Source organism: Sphingopyxis sp. OAS728, assembly GCF_014873485.1.
Classification (GTDB): Bacteria; Pseudomonadota; Alphaproteobacteria; order Sphingomonadales; family Sphingomonadaceae; genus Sphingopyxis.
Window position 1 is genome coordinate 4453452 of the sequence record NZ_JADBDT010000001.1, and the last position, 23122, is coordinate 4476573.

General features: G+C 63.8%; 11 protein-coding genes. 8 read left to right on the top strand and 3 right to left on the bottom strand.

Going from position 1 to position 23122, the window contains the following annotated elements:
* Positions 1-241 precede the first annotated feature (241 nt).
* Positions 242-859 carry a response regulator gene (locus GGC65_RS21095; RefSeq protein ID WP_192648947.1) on the top strand — a complete coding sequence of 206 codons (618 nt, stop codon included), beginning with the start codon at positions 242-244 and terminating at the stop codon, positions 857-859.
* Here the strand turns inward: GGC65_RS21095 and GGC65_RS21100 are convergent.
* Positions 845-3094 carry a sensor histidine kinase gene (locus tag GGC65_RS21100; RefSeq protein ID WP_225941274.1) on the bottom strand — a complete coding sequence of 750 codons (2250 nt, stop codon included), beginning with the start codon at positions 3092-3094 and terminating at the stop codon, positions 845-847. The two genes, GGC65_RS21095 and GGC65_RS21100, sit on opposite strands and share 15 nt — an antisense overlap.
* Before the next feature lie 351 nt (positions 3095-3445).
* On the opposite strand from GGC65_RS21100, the gene GGC65_RS21105 reads away from it, so the two are divergent.
* The 4 genes from GGC65_RS21105 (at position 3446) to GGC65_RS21120 (ending at position 14875) form a co-directional block, all read left to right on the top strand.
* Positions 3446-9397, top strand: a complete 5952-nt coding sequence (locus GGC65_RS21105; RefSeq protein ID WP_192648949.1) for an autotransporter domain-containing protein — start codon at positions 3446-3448, stop codon at positions 9395-9397.
* A gap of 241 nt (positions 9398-9638) precedes the next feature.
* Positions 9639-10637 carry a Crp/Fnr family transcriptional regulator gene (locus GGC65_RS21110; protein WP_192648950.1) on the top strand — a complete coding sequence of 333 codons (999 nt, stop codon included), beginning with the start codon at positions 9639-9641 and terminating at the stop codon, positions 10635-10637.
* 232 nt (positions 10638-10869) lie between these two features.
* Complete coding sequence (locus tag GGC65_RS21115) at positions 10870-13713, top strand: PAS domain S-box protein (protein WP_192648951.1); 2844 nt, start codon at positions 10870-10872, stop codon at positions 13711-13713.
* Between the two features lie 751 nt (positions 13714-14464).
* On the top strand, positions 14465-14875 hold the full coding sequence (locus GGC65_RS21120) for a hypothetical protein (protein WP_225940946.1): 411 nt from the start codon (positions 14465-14467) through the stop codon (positions 14873-14875).
* A gap of 43 nt (positions 14876-14918) precedes the next feature.
* Here GGC65_RS21120 and GGC65_RS21125 read toward each other — a convergent pair whose 3' ends face one another.
* A complete protein-coding gene (locus GGC65_RS21125) occupies positions 14919-15191 on the bottom strand; it encodes a hypothetical protein (protein WP_192648952.1) in 273 nt (90 codons plus the stop codon).
* Positions 15192-15254: 63 nt separating this feature from the next.
* On the bottom strand, positions 15255-15380 hold the full coding sequence (locus GGC65_RS23655) for a hypothetical protein (protein ID WP_264081036.1): 126 nt from the start codon (positions 15378-15380) through the stop codon (positions 15255-15257).
* Between the two features lie 303 nt (positions 15381-15683).
* Between GGC65_RS23655 and GGC65_RS21130 the strand changes: the two genes are divergently transcribed.
* The 3 genes from GGC65_RS21130 (at position 15684) to GGC65_RS21140 (ending at position 23118) form a co-directional block, all read left to right on the top strand.
* Entirely contained in the window at positions 15684-17945 is a 2262-nt protein-coding gene (locus GGC65_RS21130; protein ID WP_192648953.1) for a ParB/RepB/Spo0J family partition protein, read from the top strand.
* Between the two features lie 104 nt (positions 17946-18049).
* On the top strand, positions 18050-18694 hold the full coding sequence (locus tag GGC65_RS21135; RefSeq protein WP_192648954.1) for an antitoxin of toxin-antitoxin stability system: 645 nt from the start codon (positions 18050-18052) through the stop codon (positions 18692-18694).
* An 89-nt stretch (positions 18695-18783) separates the two neighbouring features.
* Positions 18784-23118, top strand: coding sequence for a strawberry notch-like NTP hydrolase domain-containing protein (locus tag GGC65_RS21140; RefSeq protein ID WP_192648955.1), 4335 nt, complete (start codon positions 18784-18786; stop codon positions 23116-23118).
* Positions 23119-23122 lie beyond the last annotated feature (4 nt).

The window sequence follows — 23122 nt, forward strand, 5'->3', positions numbered from 1 at the left end:
TCGACCCCCTCTGTCTTCTTTCTGCACGGACCCCATTCGAACCAGACCGCCCGCTGCCGGCCAGTCGGAACGTACTGACGTCCGGCGCCGTGAAGAATTTCATCAAGCATCAACGGACAAGAAGGAACCGATTAATCGGCGCACGACATATGAGCAGGAATCGCCACCGCACCCCGCATTAATTCGGGTTGCGGCAAAAGAACAATCTGCCGAAAAGCATCTGGGGAGAGGGAGCGCGGGTATGACGGTGCAACATAATGTCTTGATCGTCGACGATCACCGCATCACGCAAAGCGGCCTGCGGTTTCTTTTCGCTTCGCTCGACCGTTTCGTCGTTGTCGAGGCGCTTGATCGCGGCACGATGGTCAATGCTTTCATTCAGTCGCAACCGGTCGATCTGGTTATCCTCGATCTCAACTTGCCCGACGTGCGGGGCATAAATGTTCTCGCCGAGATCGTGGGATCGCGCGACATGACGGTCATCATCCTGACCGGCGAAACGAACCTTGCCAAGATTCACTCGGCGCTGAAACTTGGCGCGCGTGCTGTCGTGAGCAAATCCGACCCGCTCGATCATATCGTAGCCGCCTGCGACGCAGCGCTCGCGGGGGACGTCTATATTTCACCGCATATCGAGGAAGCGCTCGGCAAGTTTCAGCAACCGCCGGTTGCGCTGTCCTCGCGGCAGATGGCTATTCTTCACTACCTCGCGCAGGGCGAAACGAACAAGGAGATCGCCTATCGTCTTGCGATCGCGCCCCCGACCGTGTCGTTTCATATTGCCGAACTGCGGCGCAAGCTCGACGTCCCGCATAACCGCAGGATCGTCGAGCGCGCGAATGAGTTAAACCTTCTCTGAGGCTGCCATGAGCAGGGGATGGCGCAACAGTTCACGGCAAACGGGCTTGATCGCCGCCATCGTGACAAGCTGGCCGAGGCGCCCGCGCGTGACCGTGCTGTCATCGTAGGTCACGGCGAGGACCGGTTTTGCTTCGCTGTCCGATGCGGCCAACCCCAGCTCGAAATCGCCGCGTTGGTCGAAGTCGAGAACCGTCCATTCGGTGAGGCCCGCGTGCAATTCGTCCATTGAGATCGGCGTGACGGCAGGGGAGGCTGCGGGGAGGACAATCCGGATGTCGGTGCCGTGGCTTGTCGACGAACAGATTTCGAGGGTTCCCCGAAGCATTTCGACGATGCGCTTGGCCGACCCGAAACCGGAGCCGGTTCCCGCCGTCGCTTCATTTCCTCGGACGCGCGCCCTGCCTCCGCTGTTCAAGGCGGCCATGATGTCCGCAGGCATCCCGCTCCCGGTGTCACTGATAGTGATTATGGCACGGCCCTCGCCGAGCGCCAGCGTAATGCGGGCTCCGCCAGTCTGGGTATATTGGTAGCAATTGCTCAGCAGATTGGCGAGCGCGCGCATCAGGAACGGTTTGTCCGAAACGATCATGACGTCGTCCGCGACGCTGACCTCCAGTGTTAGCTTCTTGTTCGCGAAAGGCGTCTTGAACATCATTGTCAGCGGCTCGATCAACGCCTGGCCGCGAAAGGCACCGAGTGCGACGAATTCGGCATCGCCCGCGGCGATGTTGGCGCCGGACATGGTCGTCGTCACGATTTCGTTCAAATAATCGGCGGAGCTTTCAAGCATCCCGATCAGCGCCGGGTCGCCGCCCGCCGCTCCTTGGCGCTTCAAAACAGCAACCGCACTATTGAGCGCCAGGATGACCTGCCGGCTGTCGTGGCCGGACGCGTGGAGCAGCGCGTTCTGACTGTGCACGGTTTCGAGTGCATAGGCCTTCTCCTCAGCAAGGCGCGTCGCCCGTTCGCTGATTTCGAGGCGTTCGCCAAGCGACTGCGCATAATTGGCGTCGGCCGAGAGTTTTTCCCGTTGAATCTTCTTGAGGTTCAGTCCGAGCGCCAATGTTACCATGACCGATTCAAAGAGCCCGATAGGCCCGGAGAGGTGCCAGTTGATCGGTAGCCAGGTGAAGAAGCCCATCGAGGCGATCGCGGCATAGACGATGAACAGTGCGAGGCTGGCCCAGCCGACGAAGAGCGGCCAGAGCTGGGACCCGAGCTGCTTCATCGCCGCGTAGCCGACGAAAGGCAGGAATAACGCGACCCCGACCGCGACGATCCATGCAGAGAGATGGAGAAAAAAGCGAACATCGGCTGGATAGAGTGACAGTCCGGGCTGGACCAACATGACGGCGATGGCGAACGTGATCAGCGCCTTCAGCATCATATCGCTCTTGGGGAAATTGTCCGCGGTCTTCACAAAGCTTCGGCAGAATTGCGCCATCGCGGCCGCAAATCCGCATTTGAAGAAATCTTCCACCGCGACGCCGGTCAGCGGCTTGTCGTACAGGAAGAATATGGTGATGTAGCCCTCGGAATGGACCGTGTTCAGCGCGAAAAACGCCTCTGCGACGGCCAGCCAGAGAAATTCCCTGAACCCCGTGATCGAGAAGAACAGGAAATTGAGAAGCAGCAGTGTCAGCGCGCCGACGACAACGCCCGACACCATCGAAATATTGGCTCGCCGATCCTTGAAGAAGGTCCCATATGTCTCGATGCGGAGCGGCATATAGGTCGAATTTTCGGAAACAAATTCGATGACGACCAGCTTTTCCTGGCGCGGGGCAAGCACAAGCTCTGAGCTGAACGCCTGGTAGGTCCCGAGATTTTGGCGGGCGACTTGGGGGTCGGTGGCATCGACGACCAGCGCGAGCGCGCGACCTTCGGCTTCATAAAGCCGGAAATGCTTGAGCGAGCCGCGGCCGGTGGTCAGAATCCAGCTTCCCTGCGCGTCGCTTGCATTGCGAACTTTCAGGAGAACGACGGTCCGGGTGCCCGGGGGGCCGAAGTGGATCGTCGATCCCTTTATATGCTGCAGCGGACCGCCGAGAATCGCTTCCAGTTGCGGCGTCCTTGTGACGCCGGGTCGCTTCGCGTACCGAACAAACGAGGCGAGTGCGGGTGCATCCTCTCCCGCCCTGAGATCGAGCAGTGGCAATTGGTCGGAGTTTGCCCGCGCCGGTTGAGCGGCCAGCAGGCAAAAGAATCCAAGGATCGCGTATAAGATCTTCATTATCACCCCCGCCGCCGGGCGGGGACCGAACGCTTATCTGCGTCCAACGGGCGCACGCACAAGTTCGCCCAAGACAAGTTCAACCCACCCCCCGGTGATCTGTCACCCGTAACGGCCGGGCGCTTCGGTGCAAGCGCCGCGGCAACCGTTTGTCGCAAATTCACCCTAAATAACATTGGGTAGACGCACCGCCGTCCACGCCACTAGTCATCGCACGCAAAGCCGATGGGTATTTTTACCCGAGCGGCTGGGGGCGCAAAATTTCGAGGCGGGGCGGACGAGCCGGAGAGCGCAAATGCTCTCCGGCGAACCCCTTGCCTTGCCTGCAACGTCAATGGGGGACTCCAGAATATGTCACGCATCTCGAAATCTCGCCTGCTCGCCACCAGCGCGGTCGTCGGCCTCGCAATCGGACATATGGCGCCCGCCTCGGCCCAGAATGCGTTCGGCGTTCATAACGATCAACCCGAGCGGCTGGAGATCGAGGTTGATCTAGGGGAGACGATCGAAGGCGAGCTCATCGGCATTTATGCCGATAATGGCCCGGTCACCGTTGGCAATGCCGGGCTCATTCGCGGCAACGGCGTCGACGTGGGCGGCATCGACAGCCGGCCGAGCGGCGGCATCGTGATTGCGCAGCCAAATTCGATCGTTACCAACGCGGGCGAGATCAGCGGGGCGGCGAACGGCGTCGTTACATCCTATTTTTTCAGCGAAGACGCAAATGGCGACGATCTGCCCCCGCAGCCGCTCGCTGCGAACACGCAGGTTTCGAACAGTGGTGTGATCCGCGGCGAAGCAGGCTCGGGCGTCGCCCTCGTCGGCGGCGGCAGCGTCGTCAATGGCGGCACGATCTCGGGGACCAGCGGCGCGCCCGGGAGCATGATCAACGGCACCGGCGTATCGATCTCGGAATTCCCCGGCGCGGCTGCCGGCAATATCACCGGCGTGGGATCCATCACGAACAATGACGGCGGCGTGATCGAGGGCCAAATGTTCGGCGCGGTGCTGCAGGGCGGCGGCACCGTCACCAACATGGGCACGATCCGCAGCACGGGTAATCCGAACCCCGCGACCCCGAACGTCAGCCCTTTCGGGCTCATTCTCGGTGCAACTACCGAACAGACCGGCCGCGCCGCGACGGTGGTGAACATCGGCAACATCTCGGGGTTTCTCGGGGTTCTGGCAGGCGGTTCGCTCGAAAGCGCGACGATCAACAACGATGGAACCATCAATGCGACGGCGATCGCCATCATCGGCCAGTCCACCGGCAACCTGACCGTCAACAATTTCGAGAATGGCGAAATCCTTGCAAATGCGACGGCGATCGCGTCGAACGCAGGCACGCTGACCGTCGATAACAAGGGCTTCATCTTCAGCGCCGGCCAGAATGCGATCAACATCACGACCGCCGACGCCGTGGTCAACAACAGCCAAGGCATTGTCGGAGCGCTGTCGGGCATTACGACGGCCGTGTTTCAGAATGCCGAGGGGTCTCAGGCGCGCGCGCGCAACACTGCGGTCACGAATTCGGGCACGATCGAAGGCCGGGCCGGCAGCGGCGTTTCGCTCGCGGGCGGCGGATCGGTGGTCAACAGTGGCGTGATCCGCGGGCTGAACGGCAATAATGGGTCGGGCACCGGTGTCGCCCTTTCCGAATTTTCCCAGTCTGTCGCAGCCGGAGTCACCGGTATCGGCTCGGTGACCAATGCTCCGGGTGGTCTGATCGAAGGCCAAATGTTCGGTGTGGTCGTTCAGGGCGGCGGGACCATCGATAATGAAGGGACCATTCGCAGCACCGGAACCTTCAATCCCGCCAATCCCAATGTCAGCCCGTTCGGCGTCATCCTTGGCGCGACCGCAGACCAGGCCGACCGCATCGGCACGCTCAACAACAGCGGCACCGTTCAGGGTTTCCTGGGAGTCCTCGCGGGCGGCGCGCTCAGCAGTGCCGTGATCGAAAACGAGGGTCTGATCAGCGGCCAGGCGGCCGCCATCATCGGTCAGTCGACGGGCGCCCTCACGATCAACAACCATGACGACGGCGAGATCGTCGCCAATGGGACCGCGATCCGTTCCAACGAAGGCTCGCTGGCGCTCAACAATGCGGGGTTGATAAGCGCTGGCGCCCAGGATGCGATCGTCATCACCACGGCGGACGCGGCGATCGTCAACGGCGGTCGCATCATCGGCGGCCAATATGGCATCGTCACCACGCCGACGGCCGATGGAACGGGCCGTGCCATCAACACGTCGGTCACCAACAGCGGCGAGATCATTGGTCTCAATAACGACGGCATTCGCCTAGCCGGCGGCGGGAGCGTGATCAACAGCGGCTTCATCGTGGGTGTCAATGCAGGTGCGCAGGGCACGGACGGCATCTCGATGTTTGCGCATGTCGACCAGTCGAACGAAGATTATTCGGCTCACGTTACCAACGACGAGAACGGCCGCATCGAGGGTCAGCGGTTCGCAATCATCCTGTCGGGCGGCGGCGAGGTCGTGAACGCCGGGGAAATCGAGGGCGTTAATGGCGGCGTCTATGTCCAGGGGACTGCCCTCAATACAGATCCAAGCGAGGATCGCAGTGGATTGACGGCCAAGGTCGTGAACACAGGCGACATTCGCGGCACCGGCAATCTCGGCGGCAGCGGCGGCGACGGCTATGGGGTTGGCTTCGGCAGCGATATGTCGAGCGCGACGCTCGAGAACAGCGGCACGATCGGCAGCGATTTTGGCGCCGGCGTCTCGCAGGGATCACGTGCGGACGTAACGATTGCCAATGCCGAGGGGGGCACGATCACCGGCGGCACGTCGGGCATCTATTCCTTCGCCACGGGCACACTTGCCGTGAACAACGCCGGTGTGATCCGCGGCGAGGGCAGTTACGACGGGTTCGACGCCGCGCCCGACGCCGGCATCACGATCACCACCGCGTCGTCGAGCGTGACCAACAGCGGGACGATCACAGGCGCGGGCGCCGGCATCACGACCGCCTATCAGTTCGACGAGGCGATCGGCGATATCGTCGGCATCGCGGTCGGCACGCAGGTGACGAACAGCGGCACGATCCGAGGCGAATCGAACGATGGCGTGCGCCTGATTGGCGGCGGCAGCGTGAGCAACAGCGGCATTATCCGCGGCGAGGGCAGCGCGCTGGCCGACGGCATCTCGATCTATCCCTATGACGGTCAGTCGCTGGCGAACTATGTCGGAACCGTTGCGAACAGTGCCACTGGCGACATCAGCGGCACGCGGTTCGGGATCATCATGTCGGCCGGCGGCGCGGTCGACAACGCCGGCAAGATCACCGGTGAGGGGCCGGGCGGCGTTCTTATCCAGCGCGGGGCAGGGCTTGTTCAGGAAGCGGGCTTTGACGGCACGCTCACCAATAGGGGGACGATCACGGGCTCCAACGGCTATGGCGCGGTCGTCCTTGTCACCGATACCGCAACGATCACCAACAACGGGACGATCACTGGCGCAACATCGGGCGCTGTCGTCGAAGGGCTGCAGGTCTCGCAAGATATCCCGCAGGCCGGCGCGATCACCAATAGCGGCACGATCATCGGAAGCGGGACCTTTGGCGCTGCCGTCGCGGGCTTCCTCGATACCGCCGAAATCACCAATAGTGGCTCGATCACCGGTGCGACCGACGGTGTAATCCTCGGTAATTTCGGGACCGCAACGCTCGTCAATACCGGCGCGATCACGGGCGGCGGCCGCGGCGTATGGGGCGATGACAGCGGCGCGATCATACTCGACAATGCAGGCGCGATCAGCGGTGCAAGCGGCATCGCGGTCGAGCTCGGCAGCTTCGACGACCGCGTCACGCTCCGGACGGGCAGCGCGATCTCCGGCGCAGTCGACGCCGGGGGCGGTAACGACAGCCTGAGGCTTCAGGGCGACGTTCTCGAGCTGACCGAGGCACAGCAGCTTACCGAGGCCAACGGGTTCGAGACGCTCGATGTGGCGACCGGTTATTGGTCGACCGCTGGCATGGTCGGTGCGTTCGACAGCGTGACGATTGCCGAGGGCGCGTCGCTGCGGGTCAACGAAGTCGATCTGGGAGGAGGCGACTTGTCGTCGCCCATCCTGACGCCGTCGGTTCGGACCGAAGGTTTGCTCGTCTTGAACTTCGGCACCGACGATGTGGTGTCCGATCTCGCCGACCTCACGATCGACGGGGCGGGGCAGTTGCAGCTGATCGGCGACGCCGTGTTTACCGTCGACACCGCCAACATCGCCCACACCGGGGGAACGATTGTCTCCAACGGCGGTCTCGTCCTGACCGGCCTGTTGCAAGGCGACGTGCGGACCGAAGGGACCGGCTTCTTCGAGCTGGGTGCCGGCGGTACCGAGGGCAGCTTTGCGGGCAATATCGTCAACGATGGGCGCTTCGTCTTCAATCGTTCGGACGATTATGATTTCCTCGGCGCCTTCTCGGGCAGCGGCACCCTCGACAAGATGGGCGACGGCGCGCTGACCTTCATGGGCGACTATGCCTTCCAGGGTGTGACGAACATATTTGGGGGCTCGGTACGCATCGGCGGCACGATCGATCCGGGCACGGAATTCGACCTTGGCGAAGGCGGCACGCTTGACATCACGGGCAAGGACCAGACGATCGGGGGCCTCGAAGGCGATACGGGGTCGAGCGTCGTGATCGGCGACAGCCAGCTCACCGTCAACCAGTCGGACAACACCGCGTTCGGCGGCGATATCTCCGGTACGGGCAGCCTGGTGAAAGAGGGCGCCGGTACGCTCAACCTCACCGGAAACAGCAGCTATACGGGCCCGACGTCGGTCAACGGCGGCACGCTTGCGGTCAATGGTTCGATCGCGTCGCCGGTGACCGTCAACAGCGGTGGAACCCTTGGCGGCAACGGCTCCGTGGGATCGACGACCGTCGCCAGCGGCGGGACGATCGCACCGGGCAACTCGATCGGCCAGCTCACCGTGAACGGCGATCTCGCCTTTGCTGCCGGCTCGATCTACGAAGTCGAGGTCAACGCGGCGGGCGCCGCAGATCGCCTCGACGCGACGGGCGCCGTGACGATCGCCAGCACGGCGAGCGTCGCGGTTCTGGCCGAGGACGGCAACTATAATCCGCGGACCGACTATGTCATTCTGACCGGCGCGAGCGGGATCAGCGGGACGTTCGGTTCGGTGACGACCGATCTCGCGTTCCTCGACCCGCTGCTGCGCTACAGTGCAAACTCGGTCACGCTGTCGCTCTATCGCAACGACGTCGATTTCGCCGAGATCGCAATGGGCTTCAATCAGGCTAGCGTGGCGACCGCCGTTCAGGCGCTTGGCGTCGACAACCCGCTGTACGAAGCAGTGCTGGTCCAGAATGCGGCGGCTGCACAGGCGAGCTTTGGCGACCTGTCGGGCGAAATCCTCGCTAGCACGATCAGCGGCTTGACCGACGACAGCCGTCATTTGCGCAACGCCTTGATGGGTATGAAAGCACCCGAAGAGGGTGGTGCGTTCGTGTGGGGCTCGGCCTTTGGTGGCTGGGGCGAGTTTGACGCAGCGCGCGGCAATTACGCGATGGACACCGATCACAAGGGATTGGTCGCGGGCGTTGGTTTTGGCGGCAACGGCTTCGCCGCAGCGCTTTCGGCGGGTATTGGCGGATCGGACTTCCGCTTCGGCGGGCGCAGCGACCATGCGGATGTCGAAAGCAAATATCTGGCTGCCCACGCCACTTATGGCGCGGAGGGCGGTCTGCGCGCTACGATCGGGGTCAGCTATGCCTGGCACGAAATCGATACGACCCGCGCCATCAGTGTCGCGCCACTCGCGCAAACGCTGACGTCAAAGCATGACGCCGATACGCTGCAGATCTTTGGCGAGTTGGGTTATGACATCGTCGCCGGCAATACGGCGATCACGCCCTTTGCCCGACTGGCGCATGTCGATACCGGCAGCGACGCTTTCGCCGAAACCGGCGGCAATGCGGCGCTCACCGTCGCGAAGGGCGATCAGAAGACGACGTTCGTCAGCCTTGGCGGGCGTGCGCAGTTCAACGCCGGTCAGCCGGGCTTCCAGCCCTATATGTCGGCCGCCTGGAACCTCGCCCTTAACGATCGCAGCGCGCCGGTCGTGTCGCGGTTCACCTCCGGCGGACCGGCGTTTGGCATCCTCGGCGCGGCTATCCCGAAGAACTCGGCCGAGGTCGAAGCCGGATTTGAATTTGTCACAGGCTCGTTCCGCCTTGGGGCCGCTTATACCGGCACCTTGGCATCGGACCGCAGCTCTCATGGGGCAAGGGTTACTGCACGTATCGCCTTCTGATTAGCGACCCGTCGGAAGAGCGAAACGCGCGGTATGAGGCCGAGGAGACATTCGTCACCTCGGCCTCATTTTTTGCTACATTATTTGCATCGGCCCAAGATTGCGGAACGGCGGGTCACTGGCTTCGATGTTGCGGGCGGCATGCGTCTGCAAAGGAGTAGCACCTGGTCCGCATAGATGGCGGCCGTGCCCGCGCCGGCGAAAGCGATCGGTTTGGTTATGTCGCCATAATGCACGGAATTTGAGAAGGCTGCTTCTCGATGCGCCGCTGGCCCGGCGTGCGCGGCAGGCTGGTCCGTTGACGGGCCGCTCCTTCAAGGGGCACCATTCGCTGCCGCGCGCCGTTCGCACATTGCGTCCTCTTCTCCCGTTCCCTGGCCGTGAGCGGAACAATCCCGCGCGCTTCCGGTTTTTTAACGGCAACTTACCGACAGCGGAGAGTTTGATGAGCAATGCGCCGCACGTCCCATGGATGGAGTATCACGCCGACGCATTGAAGCTTGGCCCGCTCAGCATCTTTATCCAGAAGCTGCTCAATCGCAGTCCTTTGTCTTCAAGCGACCAGCGTGCCATCGCGGCCCTGCCGCACAGGATGCAGAGCGTCGACGCGGACACGGACATATTGAGCGAAGGCGATCATGTTGGTCAGTGCCCGATCCTGCTCGACGGACTAGTGTATCGCTCCAAGGTCGCAGCCGAGGGCGGCCGGCAAATTGTCGCGTTGAAGATCCCGGGCGACATACTCGATTTTCAGTCTGCTTATCTGCGACAGGCCGATCACGACATCCGCAGCCTGACATCTGCGACCCTCGCGTTTGTGGCTCTCGGCGATCTGGAGAAACTGGTACTCTCGAGGCCGGCGATCGCCCGTGCGTTCGTCGTCGACACCTTGCTCGAGGGATCGATTGCGCGCGAATGGCTTTTGAATGTCGGTCGGCGCGATGCGGAAGCGCGGCTCGCGCACCTGCTTTGCGAGATTTTCTGTCGTATCGGCGAAATCGCGGGGCTTCCGGTGCCGGATCTCGACGTGCCGTTGAAACAGGAGCAACTCGCCGACCTTCTCGGATTGACGCCGGTGCATATCAACAGAATGCTCAAGCGTCTCGAAGAGAAGGGCGCGGTCGTGCGCGTCGGCAGACGTACGCGCGTGAGCAATCTCTCGACATTGAGGAGTATTTCGGGATTTTCCGATACATATCTGCACCGGCAGAATCTCTATGAATCATATTCGCCGGCTTAGGAAATGACATACAGGTCCGGGTTTCAAGGCGATGGATCGGTACGGCTTCCTCTTTGACACGATACCGGGCGAAGGCGCATCGCGCGCCAATTTCGGCGGCGATGCCGCGTGGATCCCGGCGTGGACCTTGCGTCATCCCCCATGGAGCCCGGCGCGCAAGCGGTGAGGCGAAGCGATGGGGCAGCATCCAAATCGGCGGGCACGCGTTAGGCGGGAAGCAAAAGGGGTATGAATGCAAACGCTCGAAGATGAACTCTCCGATATCTTTCCGGGGCAAAGTGAAATGGCCGCGGTGATGCGAGCACATGACTGGGGATCGACATCGCTTGGAGATCCCCGCGGCTGGCCCGAGGCGCTCAAGATTCCGCTCTCGATGCTCCTGACCTCGAAATTCGAAATGTGGCTCGGCTGGGGACCCGATCTCAATTTCTTTTACAACGATGCCTATATTCCGACGCTGGGAATCAAGCATCCGGACATGCTCGGGAAGCCGTTTCGCGAAGTATGGTCGGAAGTTTACGACGAGGTCGCGGGCCAGGTCGGCCGCGTACGGGCAGGCGAGGCGACATGGAATGCGGAACTGCTTCTCCTGCTCGAACGAAGCGGATTTCCCGAAGAAACATATCACAGCTTCTCCTATAGTCCGCTGTACGAAAGCGACGGGAGCGTCGGCGGGCTCCTCTGCGTGGTCACGGAGGACACGGCGCGGGTCATCGCGCGGCGGCGTATGGAGACATTGCAGACACTGGGTGCGTCGCTCGCGAACGCTGGCGACCGGCCCTCGGTCATGAAAGCCGTCTACACCGCGCTGGCAAGCAATCGCCGCGACTTTCCGTTTGTCGCACTCGATATCGAGGGCGCGGAAGACGGCGCAGGGCCGCAGCTGATCGCCGCCGCTCGCGTATCACCCGCCGAGTTTACAGAGGCGGGATCGACCGTCGACCTGCCGCAGGCCGCGGGACTGCCGCGCGGCGACTGGGATCTCGACCCGAAAAAGGCTGTCGCGATGGCCATTCCGGGTCCGGCGGGCCGCGAGAAGCTCGGGTCGTTGCTCCTTGGCCTCAATCCTTATCGCGGCGAAGACGACACCATCCTCGATCTCGCGCGCCTCATCGCGTCGCAAATCGGCGGAGCGCTCGCCAATGTCGCCGCGCTCGAGGTCGAGCGCCGCCGCGCGGATCGCATCTGGAGCGTATCACGCGATCTGATGGTCGTGGTCGATGGCGAGGGAAAATTTCATTCGGTCAGCCCGTCCTGGACGCGCATCCTTGGACACGCGCCCCAGGATGTCGTCGGGCGCGTTTTTGCCGACTTTATGCACCCTGAGGACGTTGCGCCGAGCCGCGCGGCGCTCGATCGCGCGATGAGCGGCGGAGATCTCACCAATTATGAGAATCGTCTCCACGCACTCGACGGGAGCTACCGCCGGATCGAATGGCACACGACCCTCGAGGAGGGGCTGGTCTTTGCCTATGGCCGCGACGTAACCGAGAGGCGGCAGGTCGAGGAAGCGCTCAATAACAGCCAGGAGCAGTTCCGGCATCTTGTCCAAGGCGTGACCGACTACGCGATCTACATGCTCGATCTCGATGGCAATGTCTCGAGCTGGAACGAAGGCGCACGCCGGATCAAGGGTTATGAACCCCAAGAGATCATCGGCGAACATTTCTCCCGATTCTATACCGAAGAGGATCGCGCCAACGGCGAACCCGCGCGGGCGCTCGAGACGGCACGGGACGAGGGACGGTTTCTTGCCGAGGGATGGCGGGTGCGCAAGGACGGCGAGCGCTTCAGGGCGAGCGTCGTGATCGACGCGATCCGGGACGATGAGGGCAGGCCGATCGGCTTTGCGAAGATCACCCGGGACATCACCGAGCGCGAACTGGCGCAGCAGGAACTCGAAGCCGCCCGCGAAACGCTGTTCCAGTCGCAGAAGATGGAAGCGATCGGTCAGCTCACGGGGGGCGTTGCGCACGACTTCAACAATCTGCTGATGGCGGTTCTGAGCAGCCTCGACCTGCTGCGCAAACGTCTTCCCGACGATCCCCTTGCCGAGCGTTTTCTCAACAACGCGATCGAGGGAGCAAAGCGTGGCGCCACCCTAACACAGCGTATGCTTGCCTTCGCCCGGCGGCAGCAACTTGACGTCCATTCAATCGATCTTACGCAGCTTCTCTCGGGCATGAGCGACCTTGTGCAGCGATCGATCGGGCCGGAATGGCCGATATCGACGGGCTTTCCGCTCAAGCTGCCGGCAGTGCGCGCAGACGGCAACCAGCTCGAGATGGCGCTACTCAACCTCATCGTAAACGCGCGCGATGCCAGCCCGTCGGGCGGCAAGATCAAGATATCGGCGGACGTACACGCGCTGCGTGACGGCGCCGTGGAAGGACTTCCCGCGGGCAGCTACGTCCGCCTTGTCGTGAAGGACCAGGGCTCGGGCATGGACGCGGAGACATTGCGGCGCGCGACCGAACCCTTCTTCACAACGAAGGGCGTCGGCAAGGGGACCGGCCTCGGCCTGCCGATGGTCCATGGGATGACGCGTCAGATCGGCGGGTCGTTCGAACTTCAAAGCCGGCCCGGCGAGGGCGCCAGCGCCATTCTCTGGCTTCCGGTGGACGAAGCGCAGCCTGTGGTGTCGCAGCCCGTCACCGAAGAAGACAGCGTGCCCGCCGCGGAGCGGCGTCTGAAGATCCTCGCGGTCGATGACGACGCGCTTGTTCTTATGAATACCGCGGCGCTCCTCGAAGATCTTGGACATGAAGCCATTGAAGCGGATTCAGCCGCACAGGCACTGGAAATTATTCTGGAACGCGAGGACATCGACCTCGTCATCACGGATCAGGCGATGCCCGACATGACCGGAGTAGAGTTGATTACCTCGATGCAGCCGAAACGGGCGTCCGTTCCCGTCATCATCGCAAGCGGCTATGGGGAGGGCGTGGAAGTTCCCGGACGCGACGTCATCCACTTGAGCAAGCCGTTCAGTCAGAAGCAGCTGGCGAAGGCGATCGACGCTGCGGCCGGCTCGGCGCCGCTGGCGCCCAGGTTCGGTTCGAAACCGAGCGACTAATATAGATCGATGCAAGCGCCGCAATGCATGCCTATGGCGCGCGTTCTGATTCTCGCTGCGCCGGGTGCCGGGGGGCTCCTGGTGCATGGCTGGAGAGCACAGGATGGGCTTCGCCGCGAGGCGGAGCCCTTTTCTTCAGCGGCAGCAACCTGACCCGCCGATGTTTGCCCAGTGGTTTCGCGGGACCGAGGACCAGATGGGCTGCAATCGCCTGGAGCAAATGCCGGCAAGCCACTCGTGCGTGGCGGCAAAGCGGTTCTCCCTCAAGCGAAAGCGTAGCACATGTCGCGGTTTCGGGCGATGGATGACCAGACGGCGGTAGCGCCGCCGTTCGCTGCGGGCGCGATTTGCTTTAACTTCGGCGATCAGGCGGCGGTTTAAAAACGCCCGTCGATGGGCTTCGCGGCGTTCGGCTCGCATCATTTTCCGTGCTGCCCGGCAGTGTCTTTTATCCTATCGGCACAGTCTGCGGCTGACTCAAGATCCTTTCCCGCGCCTTCGACCGTGTTGAACGGATGAGCGCCGTGGTGATGGCGAAACCTCTTTAGAAGCGTTTTCATTCTCTCTATCACTCTCGGACGGTGTCGCGCGCCGCGCCAAGTTTGGAAAGCGATCATGGTTTGCGGGCGCGGCGCCGCGAAGGACCCGCCGATCAATAGACTCGGTCCACCGCAAATTCGGGACCGCTCGGTTGCGGCCGGCGGCATCGCGTTCATAGGGTCTCCCCATCGATCAGATTTTGGGGAATAAAATGTCCGGTTTCAAATCCGCCGTTCTGCTCGGTGCGCTGTTCGGCCTCGCGCACCCCGCTGCGGCGGGCGCGCAAGACGTCGCCGTCGAAGGCAATCTTGTCCGGGCGCAGGGGCATTGGGGCGGCGAATTGGGTCTCGGCTACAGCCTCCACGCGGGGCCGATCACGCTGCGTCCGATCGGCGGGTTGCTGATCCATTCCGACAATGACGAGCGCGAGGTGAAACCCTATGCCAAGGCCGAGGCGACGGTGACGATCCCGGCGCTCGCCGAAGTCGGCGCGGGGGCGCGGATCAGCGGCGACCGCACGCGCATCTATGGCACGGCGGCATTCGACCTGCTTCCGAAGCTGAAGCTCAAGGGCAATCTTGGCGACCATTATGCCGCGATCGGGATCCTGGGGCAGTTCTGATTTTTCGATCCGGACGGGGCAAGACGGACGCGGCGACGCTTTTCTAAAAGTCGGCCGCGGCGCCGAAGGACCGGTTGACGACCCCCCGCACCGCCTCGGCGGCGAAGACGCGATTGCGGCGGTAGCCCGTGCGCTCGATCAATATGCCGGCCCCCACCAGCTGGTTGATCGCTGCCAGCGCATGCGGCCGCGAAACGTCCAGCTTGCCGGCGAGCCGTTTCAGCGTGATCACCGGATAGGCGATGAGCAGGTCGAGCGTGCGCAGCGACGCGCAGCCCGCGTGGAACTCGCGGCGTCCGCGCCACTCTTCCATCATCTGCTGGGGCGCCGTGCGCGTCGCGAAAAGCTCCTCGACCGTGCCGCTGACGGCGTCCGAAAGTTAACCGATGAGCGGGGCCCATTCGAGACGCTGGTGCGCGGCTTTGAGGCCGTCATAATAGCCGGCGCGAGTGGCTGAGATATAGGGCGCGAGATAGAGCGGCACATAGTTTTCCGCCGCCATCATCATCGGCAGCGGCAGGCGGCCGACGCGCCCTTCCCCTCGCTGAACAGATGGACCGTCTCGTGTTCGGCTTGTTGGGAGCTTCGTCGGTTGGTTCCTCATTGTGGAACATCTGTTCGGGAGGCTGCGGAGCCGCTGCGATCGGACACGGGCAGCTGATGCGCTAGCGCGGCGCTTGCCGCCACGCGCCGGTCGTTACCCCGAGCCCGCCTGCGGCGGGCCGAGAGCAAGAGGGAGCCTTTCGGGCTCGTGACGGGTCCAGTTGCCGGGGGAGAGTCTTCCGGCGGCCCGTCATGGAGAATGCCCATGGCCCGACAGGCCCCGAAACTCACCCTCAGCCCCTCGCGAGACATTCCGCTAGACCGGCTTACCTTGTCCCAGTCCAATGTCCGGCGCGTGAAGGCCGGCGTCTCGATCGAGACGCTGGCCGACGACATCGCCCGGCGCGGTCTGCTCCAGAGCCTCAACGTCAGGCCGATCCTCGACGGAGAGGGCCAGGAAACCGGCCGGTATGAGATACCGGCGGGGGGGCGGCGCTTCCGCGCGCTGGAGTTGCTGGTGAAGCGCAAGCGTCTCGCCAGTAACGCTTCCGTCCCCTGCGTCGTGCGGGCGGCGAACGACGAGATCCTCGCCGAAGACGACAGTCTCGCGGAAAATGCGATGCGCGAGGCACTGCACCCGCTCGACCAGTTTCGCGCGATGCAGGCGATGGTCGACAAGGGCGAGGATGTCGAGGCCATCGCCGCGAACTTCAATGTCACGCCGGCCGTCGTCCGCCAGCGCCTGAAGCTCGCGTCGGTCTCGCCGCGGCTTCACGAAGCCTATGCCGACGACCGGATTTCCCTCGAGCAGTTGATGGCGTTCACGATTTCGGACGATTTCGAGCGGCAAATCCAGGTTTTCGAGATGCTGCCGAGCCCGAATGCGGCGCCGTCCTTCATTCGCCAGAAGCTCACCGAAAATGTCATCCGCGCCGCCGACAAACGCGCGCTGTTCGTGACCGCCGAAGCCTATGTCGAGGCCGGGGGCGGCATCGTGCGCGACCTGTTCGAGGCCGACGGCGGCGGATGGCTGACCGATCCCGCGCTGCTCGACCGGCTCGTCGACGAGAAATTGAAGGTCGAGGGTGAGCGCCTGCTCGCCGAAGGCTGGAAATGGACGGCGGCCTCGGTCGATCTTCCCTGGGATGCGCTGCGCGATCTTCGCGAGATTGATCGGAACGAAGTGCCGAGGACCGCCGAGGAGGAAGCGCGGGTGGCGGCGCTCGAGGCCGAAAGCGAAGCGCTCGACCGCGAATGGGCCGAGGCGGACGATGTGCCCGAGGCGGTGCACGCGCAGGTCGACGCGATCAATGCCGAATATGATGCGATCGTGAAGCGGCCGCTCAGCTTCGCGCCGGACGACATCGCAATCGCGGGCGCGTTCGTGTCTATCGAGCGCGATGGATCGATCCGCATCGATCGCGGCTATGTCCGCTCCAAAGACGAGCCCGCCGCGACCGAACCGGGCGACGACGATGCGGAGCATCAAGACCGGGAAGAGCTTGATCGCGAGGACGAAGGTGCGAACGCCGGGCGCGCTGCCGCAAATGACGAGGCGGCGGCGGGAGATACGGGCGGGGAAGAAACGGCCGAAGGGCTGAAGCCGCTTCCCGACCGGCTGGTATCCGATCTCACCGCCTGGCGGACGCTCGCTCTGCAGGACGCCTTCGCGCAGCAACCGAAAACCGCCTATCTGGCATTGCTCCATGCCCTCGTGCTCGGCTGTTTCTACGGACACAGCAGGGAGAGCTGCGTGCAGATTTCCGCGAACCGCGTCTATTTCAGCGACGCGCCGCCCAACCTTCGCGACTGTGCTCCCGCGGAGGCGATCGATGCGCGCGGTGCCGAATGGAAGGAGCGGCTGCCGAAATCCGACAAGGCGCTTTGGGACCATCTCCTCGCCATGGAAGCCGCGGACCGGGCGATGCTGCTTGCGCATTGTGCCTCGCTTGCCGTCAATGCACAGGCCGAGATCGTCGGCCGCTACGACAATGGTCGGATATCTGCGCACGGGGTCGAGCGGCGGATCGCGCACAGCAACATTCTCGCGCGTGCGGTCGGCCTCGATGTTCATGCCGCGGGTTGGCGGCCGACCGTCGACGCCTATTTCGGCAGTGTGACCAAGCCGCGCATCCTCGCTGACGTCGCCGAGGCGCGGGGTGAGAATTTCGCGGGCATAATCGATCATCTCAAAAAAGCGGACATGGCCCGCGAGGCGGAGCGGTTGCTCGAGGATACCGCATGGCTCCCGGTCCCGCTGCGCACGCCAGGGATCGACGATCTCGTCGGGCCGGACGCTCTCGCTGCCGGAGTCGCTCCCGGGATCGCTTCGGAAAATGAAGGTAAGGCGGGGGGAGTGGCCTGCGAGCTGCCGGCCTTTCTCGCGGACAATCCTGACGATCCCCTCCTCGCGGACGATGCTGACGATGCTGACCTCCCGGCGGGTGCCGATGATTCCGGCGTCGCGCACGGTGCCGACGATCTCGGCGACGATGGCGACACGGACCCTCCTGTCGCGGCCGTGTGATCCAGCCCCCCCCCCCCCCCACAAATTTTCAATTCTACCGGCCCGGCAGCGATGCCGGGCCGGACCGTTTTCGGAGACCTGATATAATTTCTACGGAGGCGAACATGCCGGCGATCATTGAAACGACCGTCTATCAGCTGGACGAGCTAGCAGACGAAGCGAAGGAAAGGGCGCGGAGCTGGTACCGCCAACACGGCTTCGACCATGACTGGTACGACAATATGTTCGAGGATTTCGGGCGCATCTGCCTGCTCCTCGGCGTCGATCTTCGCACCCGGTCCGTTCGCTTGATGAGCGGGCGCGCGCGAAGCCAGCCCTGCATCTTCTTCTCGGGTTTCTCGAGCCAGGGCGACGGAGCCTGCTTCGAGGGCACTTATCGATACGCGCGCGGCATGCGCCGGGCGATCCGGGGCTATGCGCCCGAGAACATAGAACTCCACCGCATCGCCGACGCGCTCGAGGCGATCCAGTGGCGCAACTTCTACCAGCTTTCCGCCACTGCGCGGCACAGGGGACGCTATGTCCATGAATATTGCATGGAAATCTCGGTCGAGCGCGACAGTCCAGCGTATCAGGAGCCGACGGCGGATGCCGAGGAGGAGGTGGCGGGGGCGCTTCGCAACCTCGCGCGCTGGCTCTACCGGCAGCTCGAGCGGGAATATGACCATCAGACGTCGGACGAGGCGGTGGACGAGGCCATCACCGCGAACGAATACAGCTTCACCAAGGCGGGGCGGCGGTTCGGCTGAGAGCAAGAGCGGGGCGCCCGGGGGGTGGCCCCCGGATCCGAGAGAGAGCGGGCGGGGACCGATCCCTCCTGCTCTCGAAGGAACCCGACATGCCAAACCTCCAGCCCGCGCCGGCCCTCGCCGGTGTGTCCGATGCTGCCATTCCCTCGCCGGCCCAGGCCATTCACCGGGCCGCTTCGCGGCTGCTGCCCGCCCTCGAAGCAGGCGAGGCGGTCGATGCCGCGCGCCTTCGCTGGGCCATGACCGAGGCCTTTGGCGGCAGCGATGCCGAGGGTCGGTGGGACTGGAAATCCGCCTATGACGCCTGCGAGGCGGCGCAGGTCGAGATGCTGCTCCGCTATGGCAGGGCACTGATTGCCCGTCAGCGTTCGGCGCAAAATCGCCTCGCAATTTACGAGCGGATCGCCGCCCGGTTTCCCTCCCACACGCGCCGCTCGGAAACGAGCCAAGCCTTCCAGCAATTCTCGACGCCATTGCCGCTTGCCATGGTCGCGTCGGTCGCCGCCGCGATCGTCCCGGGCGATATCGTGCTCGAGCCATCGGCCGGCACGGGCATGCTGGCCGTCCATGCGCAGCTCGCCGGCGCTCGCCTTGTGCTCAACGAACTCGAACGCGAGCGGGCGCAATTGCTCGGCCTCCTCTTCCCCGATGTCGTGGTCCATCGCCACGATGCGGCATCGATCGACGATCGTCTGCCCGTCGGCATCGCTCCCAGCGTCGTGCTTCTGAACCCGCCCTTTTCCGCCGCCCCGAACGTCGACCGGCAGATGAAGGGAATGGCGATCCGGCACATCGCGTCCGCGCTTGCCCGGCTTCAGCCGGGTGGACGCCTCGTGGCGATCACGGGTGCCGGATGCTCGCCCGAGGCACCGGCATGGCGCGATGCCTACGCGCGCCTGCAGGACAGCGGGCGGATTGTCTTCTCGGCGAGCATCGCGGGCAAGGTCTTCGCGCGGCACGGCACGTCGGTGGATACGCGGCTGACCGTGATCGACAAGCTCCCGGCTTCGAACCCTGCGGTCTTCGAGGGCCTGCGCGGCTGCGCCCCCGACGCCGCGACATTGCTTCAGTGGGTGGAAGACATTGTGCCGCCGCGCCCGGTGCCGCCGACTTGTCCGGCGACCGAGGGCGAGCCGCTATTGCGCGCTACCAAGCGTGTCGTCGCAGCGGCAGGTCAGCGTGCTTCAGCACGTCGCGGCGACGAGGTCACCGAGCTCTCCTATGGCGTGATCGACTGGGTTCCGCCCGAGGGACAGCTCGAGGAGGCGATCTACGAGCCCTATGCACTGCAGTCGATCGTCGTCGAGGGTGCGCATCCGCATCCGACGGCGCTCGTCCAGTCGGCGGCCATGGCGTCGGTTGCCCCGCCAAAGCCGGGCTATCGCCCGCATCTCCCGCTTTCGGTGGTGACGGGCGGCATCCTGTCCGATGCCCAGCTTGAATCGGTCATCTACGCCGGCGAAGCCCATAGCGGCTATTTGAGCGGCGCCTGGTCGGTCGACGAGACGTGCGACGTCGTGAGCGCGGCGAGCGACACCGCCGATGGCGCGGTGCAATTTCGCCGGGGCTGGTTCCTCGGCGACGGCACCGGCGCGGGTAAGGGGCGCCAGGTTGCCGGGATCATCCTCGACAATTGGCTGAAGGGGCGAAAGCGAGCGGTCTGGATTTCGAAGTCGGACAAGCTGCTCGAAGACGCCCAGCGCGACTGGTCGGCGCTCGGGCAGGAGCGACTGCTCGTCTCGCCGCTCTCGCGCTATCGCCAAGGGACGCCGATCAAGCTCGCCGAGGGCATTCTCTTCACCACCTATGCGACGCTGCGCTCACAGAGCCGCGATGGCAAGGGGAGCCGGATCGACCAGATCATCGAATGGCTGGGCAATGATTTCGACGGCCCGATCATCTTCGACGAGGCCCATGCGATGGCAAATGCCGCAGGTGGCAAGGGCGAGCGCGGTGACCAGAAGCCCTCGCAGCAGGGGAAAGCCGGGCTTCGGCTTCAGTATGCGCTTCCCGACGCGCGCATCGTCTATGTATCGGCGACGGGGGCGACCACCGTGCAGAACCTTGCCTATGCGCAGCGCCTCGGCCTTTGGGGCGGCACCGACTTTCCGTTCGCCGGTCGCAGCGATTTCGTCGCCGCGATCGAGGAAGGGGGCGTGGCGGCGATGGAGGTGCTCGCACGCGATCTCAAGGCGCTCGGCCTCTACGCCGCGCGGTCGCTATCGTTCGACGGGGTGGAATATGAGCTGCTCGAACACCGGCTAACCGACGAGCCGCGCCGGATCTACGACAGCTATGCCGCCGCCTTCCAGGTCATCCACAATAATCTCGATGCCGCCATGGAAGCCGCCGGTGTCACGAGCGCGGAGCATGGCACGCTGAACGGGCAGGCCAAATCCGCAGCGCGCTCGGCGTTCGAGAGTACCAAGCAGCGCTTCTTCAATCATCTGATCACCGCGATGCAGACCCCGAGCACGATCGCCAGCATCGAGACGGATATCGAGGCCGGCCATGCAGCGGTCGTGCAGATCGTCTCGACCGGCGAGGCGCTCCAGGAGCGGCGGCTTGCCGAGATTCCCGCCGAGGAGTGGGGGGATGTGTCCGTCGACATCACACCGCGCGAATATGTTCTCGACTATCTGGCGCACGGCTTCCCGGTCCAGCTTTTCGAACCGTGCACCGACAGCGAGGGCAACCTCTCGTCGCGTCCCGCTTACGGCGAGGATGGCAATCCGATCGTTAGCCGCGAGGCGTGCCGCCGCCGCGACGCGATGATCGAGAAGCTCGCGAGCCTGCCGCCGGTGCCGGGCGCGCTCGACCAGATCGTCCAGCATTTCGGGACCGACGAGGTGGCCGAGGTCACGGGCCGGTCGCGGCGGATCGTTCCGAAGCGGGATGAGAGCGGCGATGTGCGATTTGCTGTCGAGAATCGCCCGGGCAGCGCAAGTATCGGCGAGACCCACGCGTTCATGGACGATGCGAAGCGGATCCTCATCTTTTCGGAAGCGGGCGGCACCGGGCGCTCCTATCACGCCGATATCGGCGCGAAGAACCAGCGGCGGCGCATTCACTATCTGCTCGAGGCCGGCTGGAAGGCGGATGCTGCAATCCAGGGTTTCGGGCGCACGAACCGCACGAACCAGAAACAGCCGCCGATGTTCCGCCCCGTGTCGACCGACGTGAAGGCGCAGAAGCGCTTCATCTCGACGATCGCGCGCCGGCTGGACTCGATGGGCGCGATCACGCGGGGGCAGCGTCAGACGGGCGGGCAGAATATGTTCCGTCCCGAGGACAATCTGGAATCCCTCTATGCCCGCGACGCGCTTCGACAACTTTATTTCCTGATCTCGGTCGGCAAGGTCGCGGGCTGCTCGCTTCTCACCTTCGAGAGCGCGACGGGGTTGTCGCTTCTCGATATCGACGGCGGTCTGCGCGATGAATTGCCCCCGATCACCACCTTCCTCAATCGCATGCTCGCGCTCGCTATCGATCTCCAGAATATCCTGTTCGAAGCGTTTGAAGGTTTGCTCTCAGCGCGGATCGAGGCGGCGATGACCGCCGGGACCTTCGAGGTCGGCCTCGAGACATTGCGGGCCGAGAGTTTCCTCATATCCGAGCGGCGGACGATCTACACGCATCCGGGAACAGGCGCTGTCACGCAGCTGCTGACGATCGATCGGAAGGACCGGCTCGCGCCGCTCTCGCTGGCCAACGCTCTCGCGCTGGAAGACGCCGAGGGCGCCGCCTTGCTGGTCAATGCCCGTTCGGGCCGGGCCGCCGTGCGCCTCCGCGCGCGAAGCATCGTCGACGACGATGGTGCCGTGCACCGCCGCTACCGGCTGATCAGGCCGATGGAGACGGTCAAGATCCTCGCCGACCAGCTTCCTTCAAGCCATTGGAACGACATGGGAGCCGAGGCCTTTGCAGCTGCATGGAACGCCGAGCTCGCCGAGCTGCCCGAATTTGAAACGGGAACGCTTCACATGGTCGCCGGCTTGCTGCTGCCGATCTGGCGGAGCCTCCCGAACGAGTCGACGCGCGTTTACCGGCTGCAGACCGATGCCGGCGAGCGGGTGATCGGGCGGAAAGTGTCGCCCGCTTGGGTGGCGAAGTTCGTCGACGACGGGCCGCCGAAGCTCTCTGGGGCGCAGGCATGGGCGATGCTGCTGTCGGGCGAGGCGAGGTTCGAGCTTGCCGAAGGGCAGATGATCGCGCGCGTCCGCGCGATGAACGACTGGCGGGTCGAACTCACCGGCTTCAACGATCTCGGGGTCGAGCGGCTGAAGGCATTTGGCTTGATCTCCGAGATCGTTTCATGGAAATTGAGGCTCTACGTGCCGGCAGGGGCTGCTGGCGCCGACGTGTTCGCACGGCTCCTTGAACGCTTTCCGATTCAACGGGTCCACGAACGCAAGGCCGCCTGAAGGA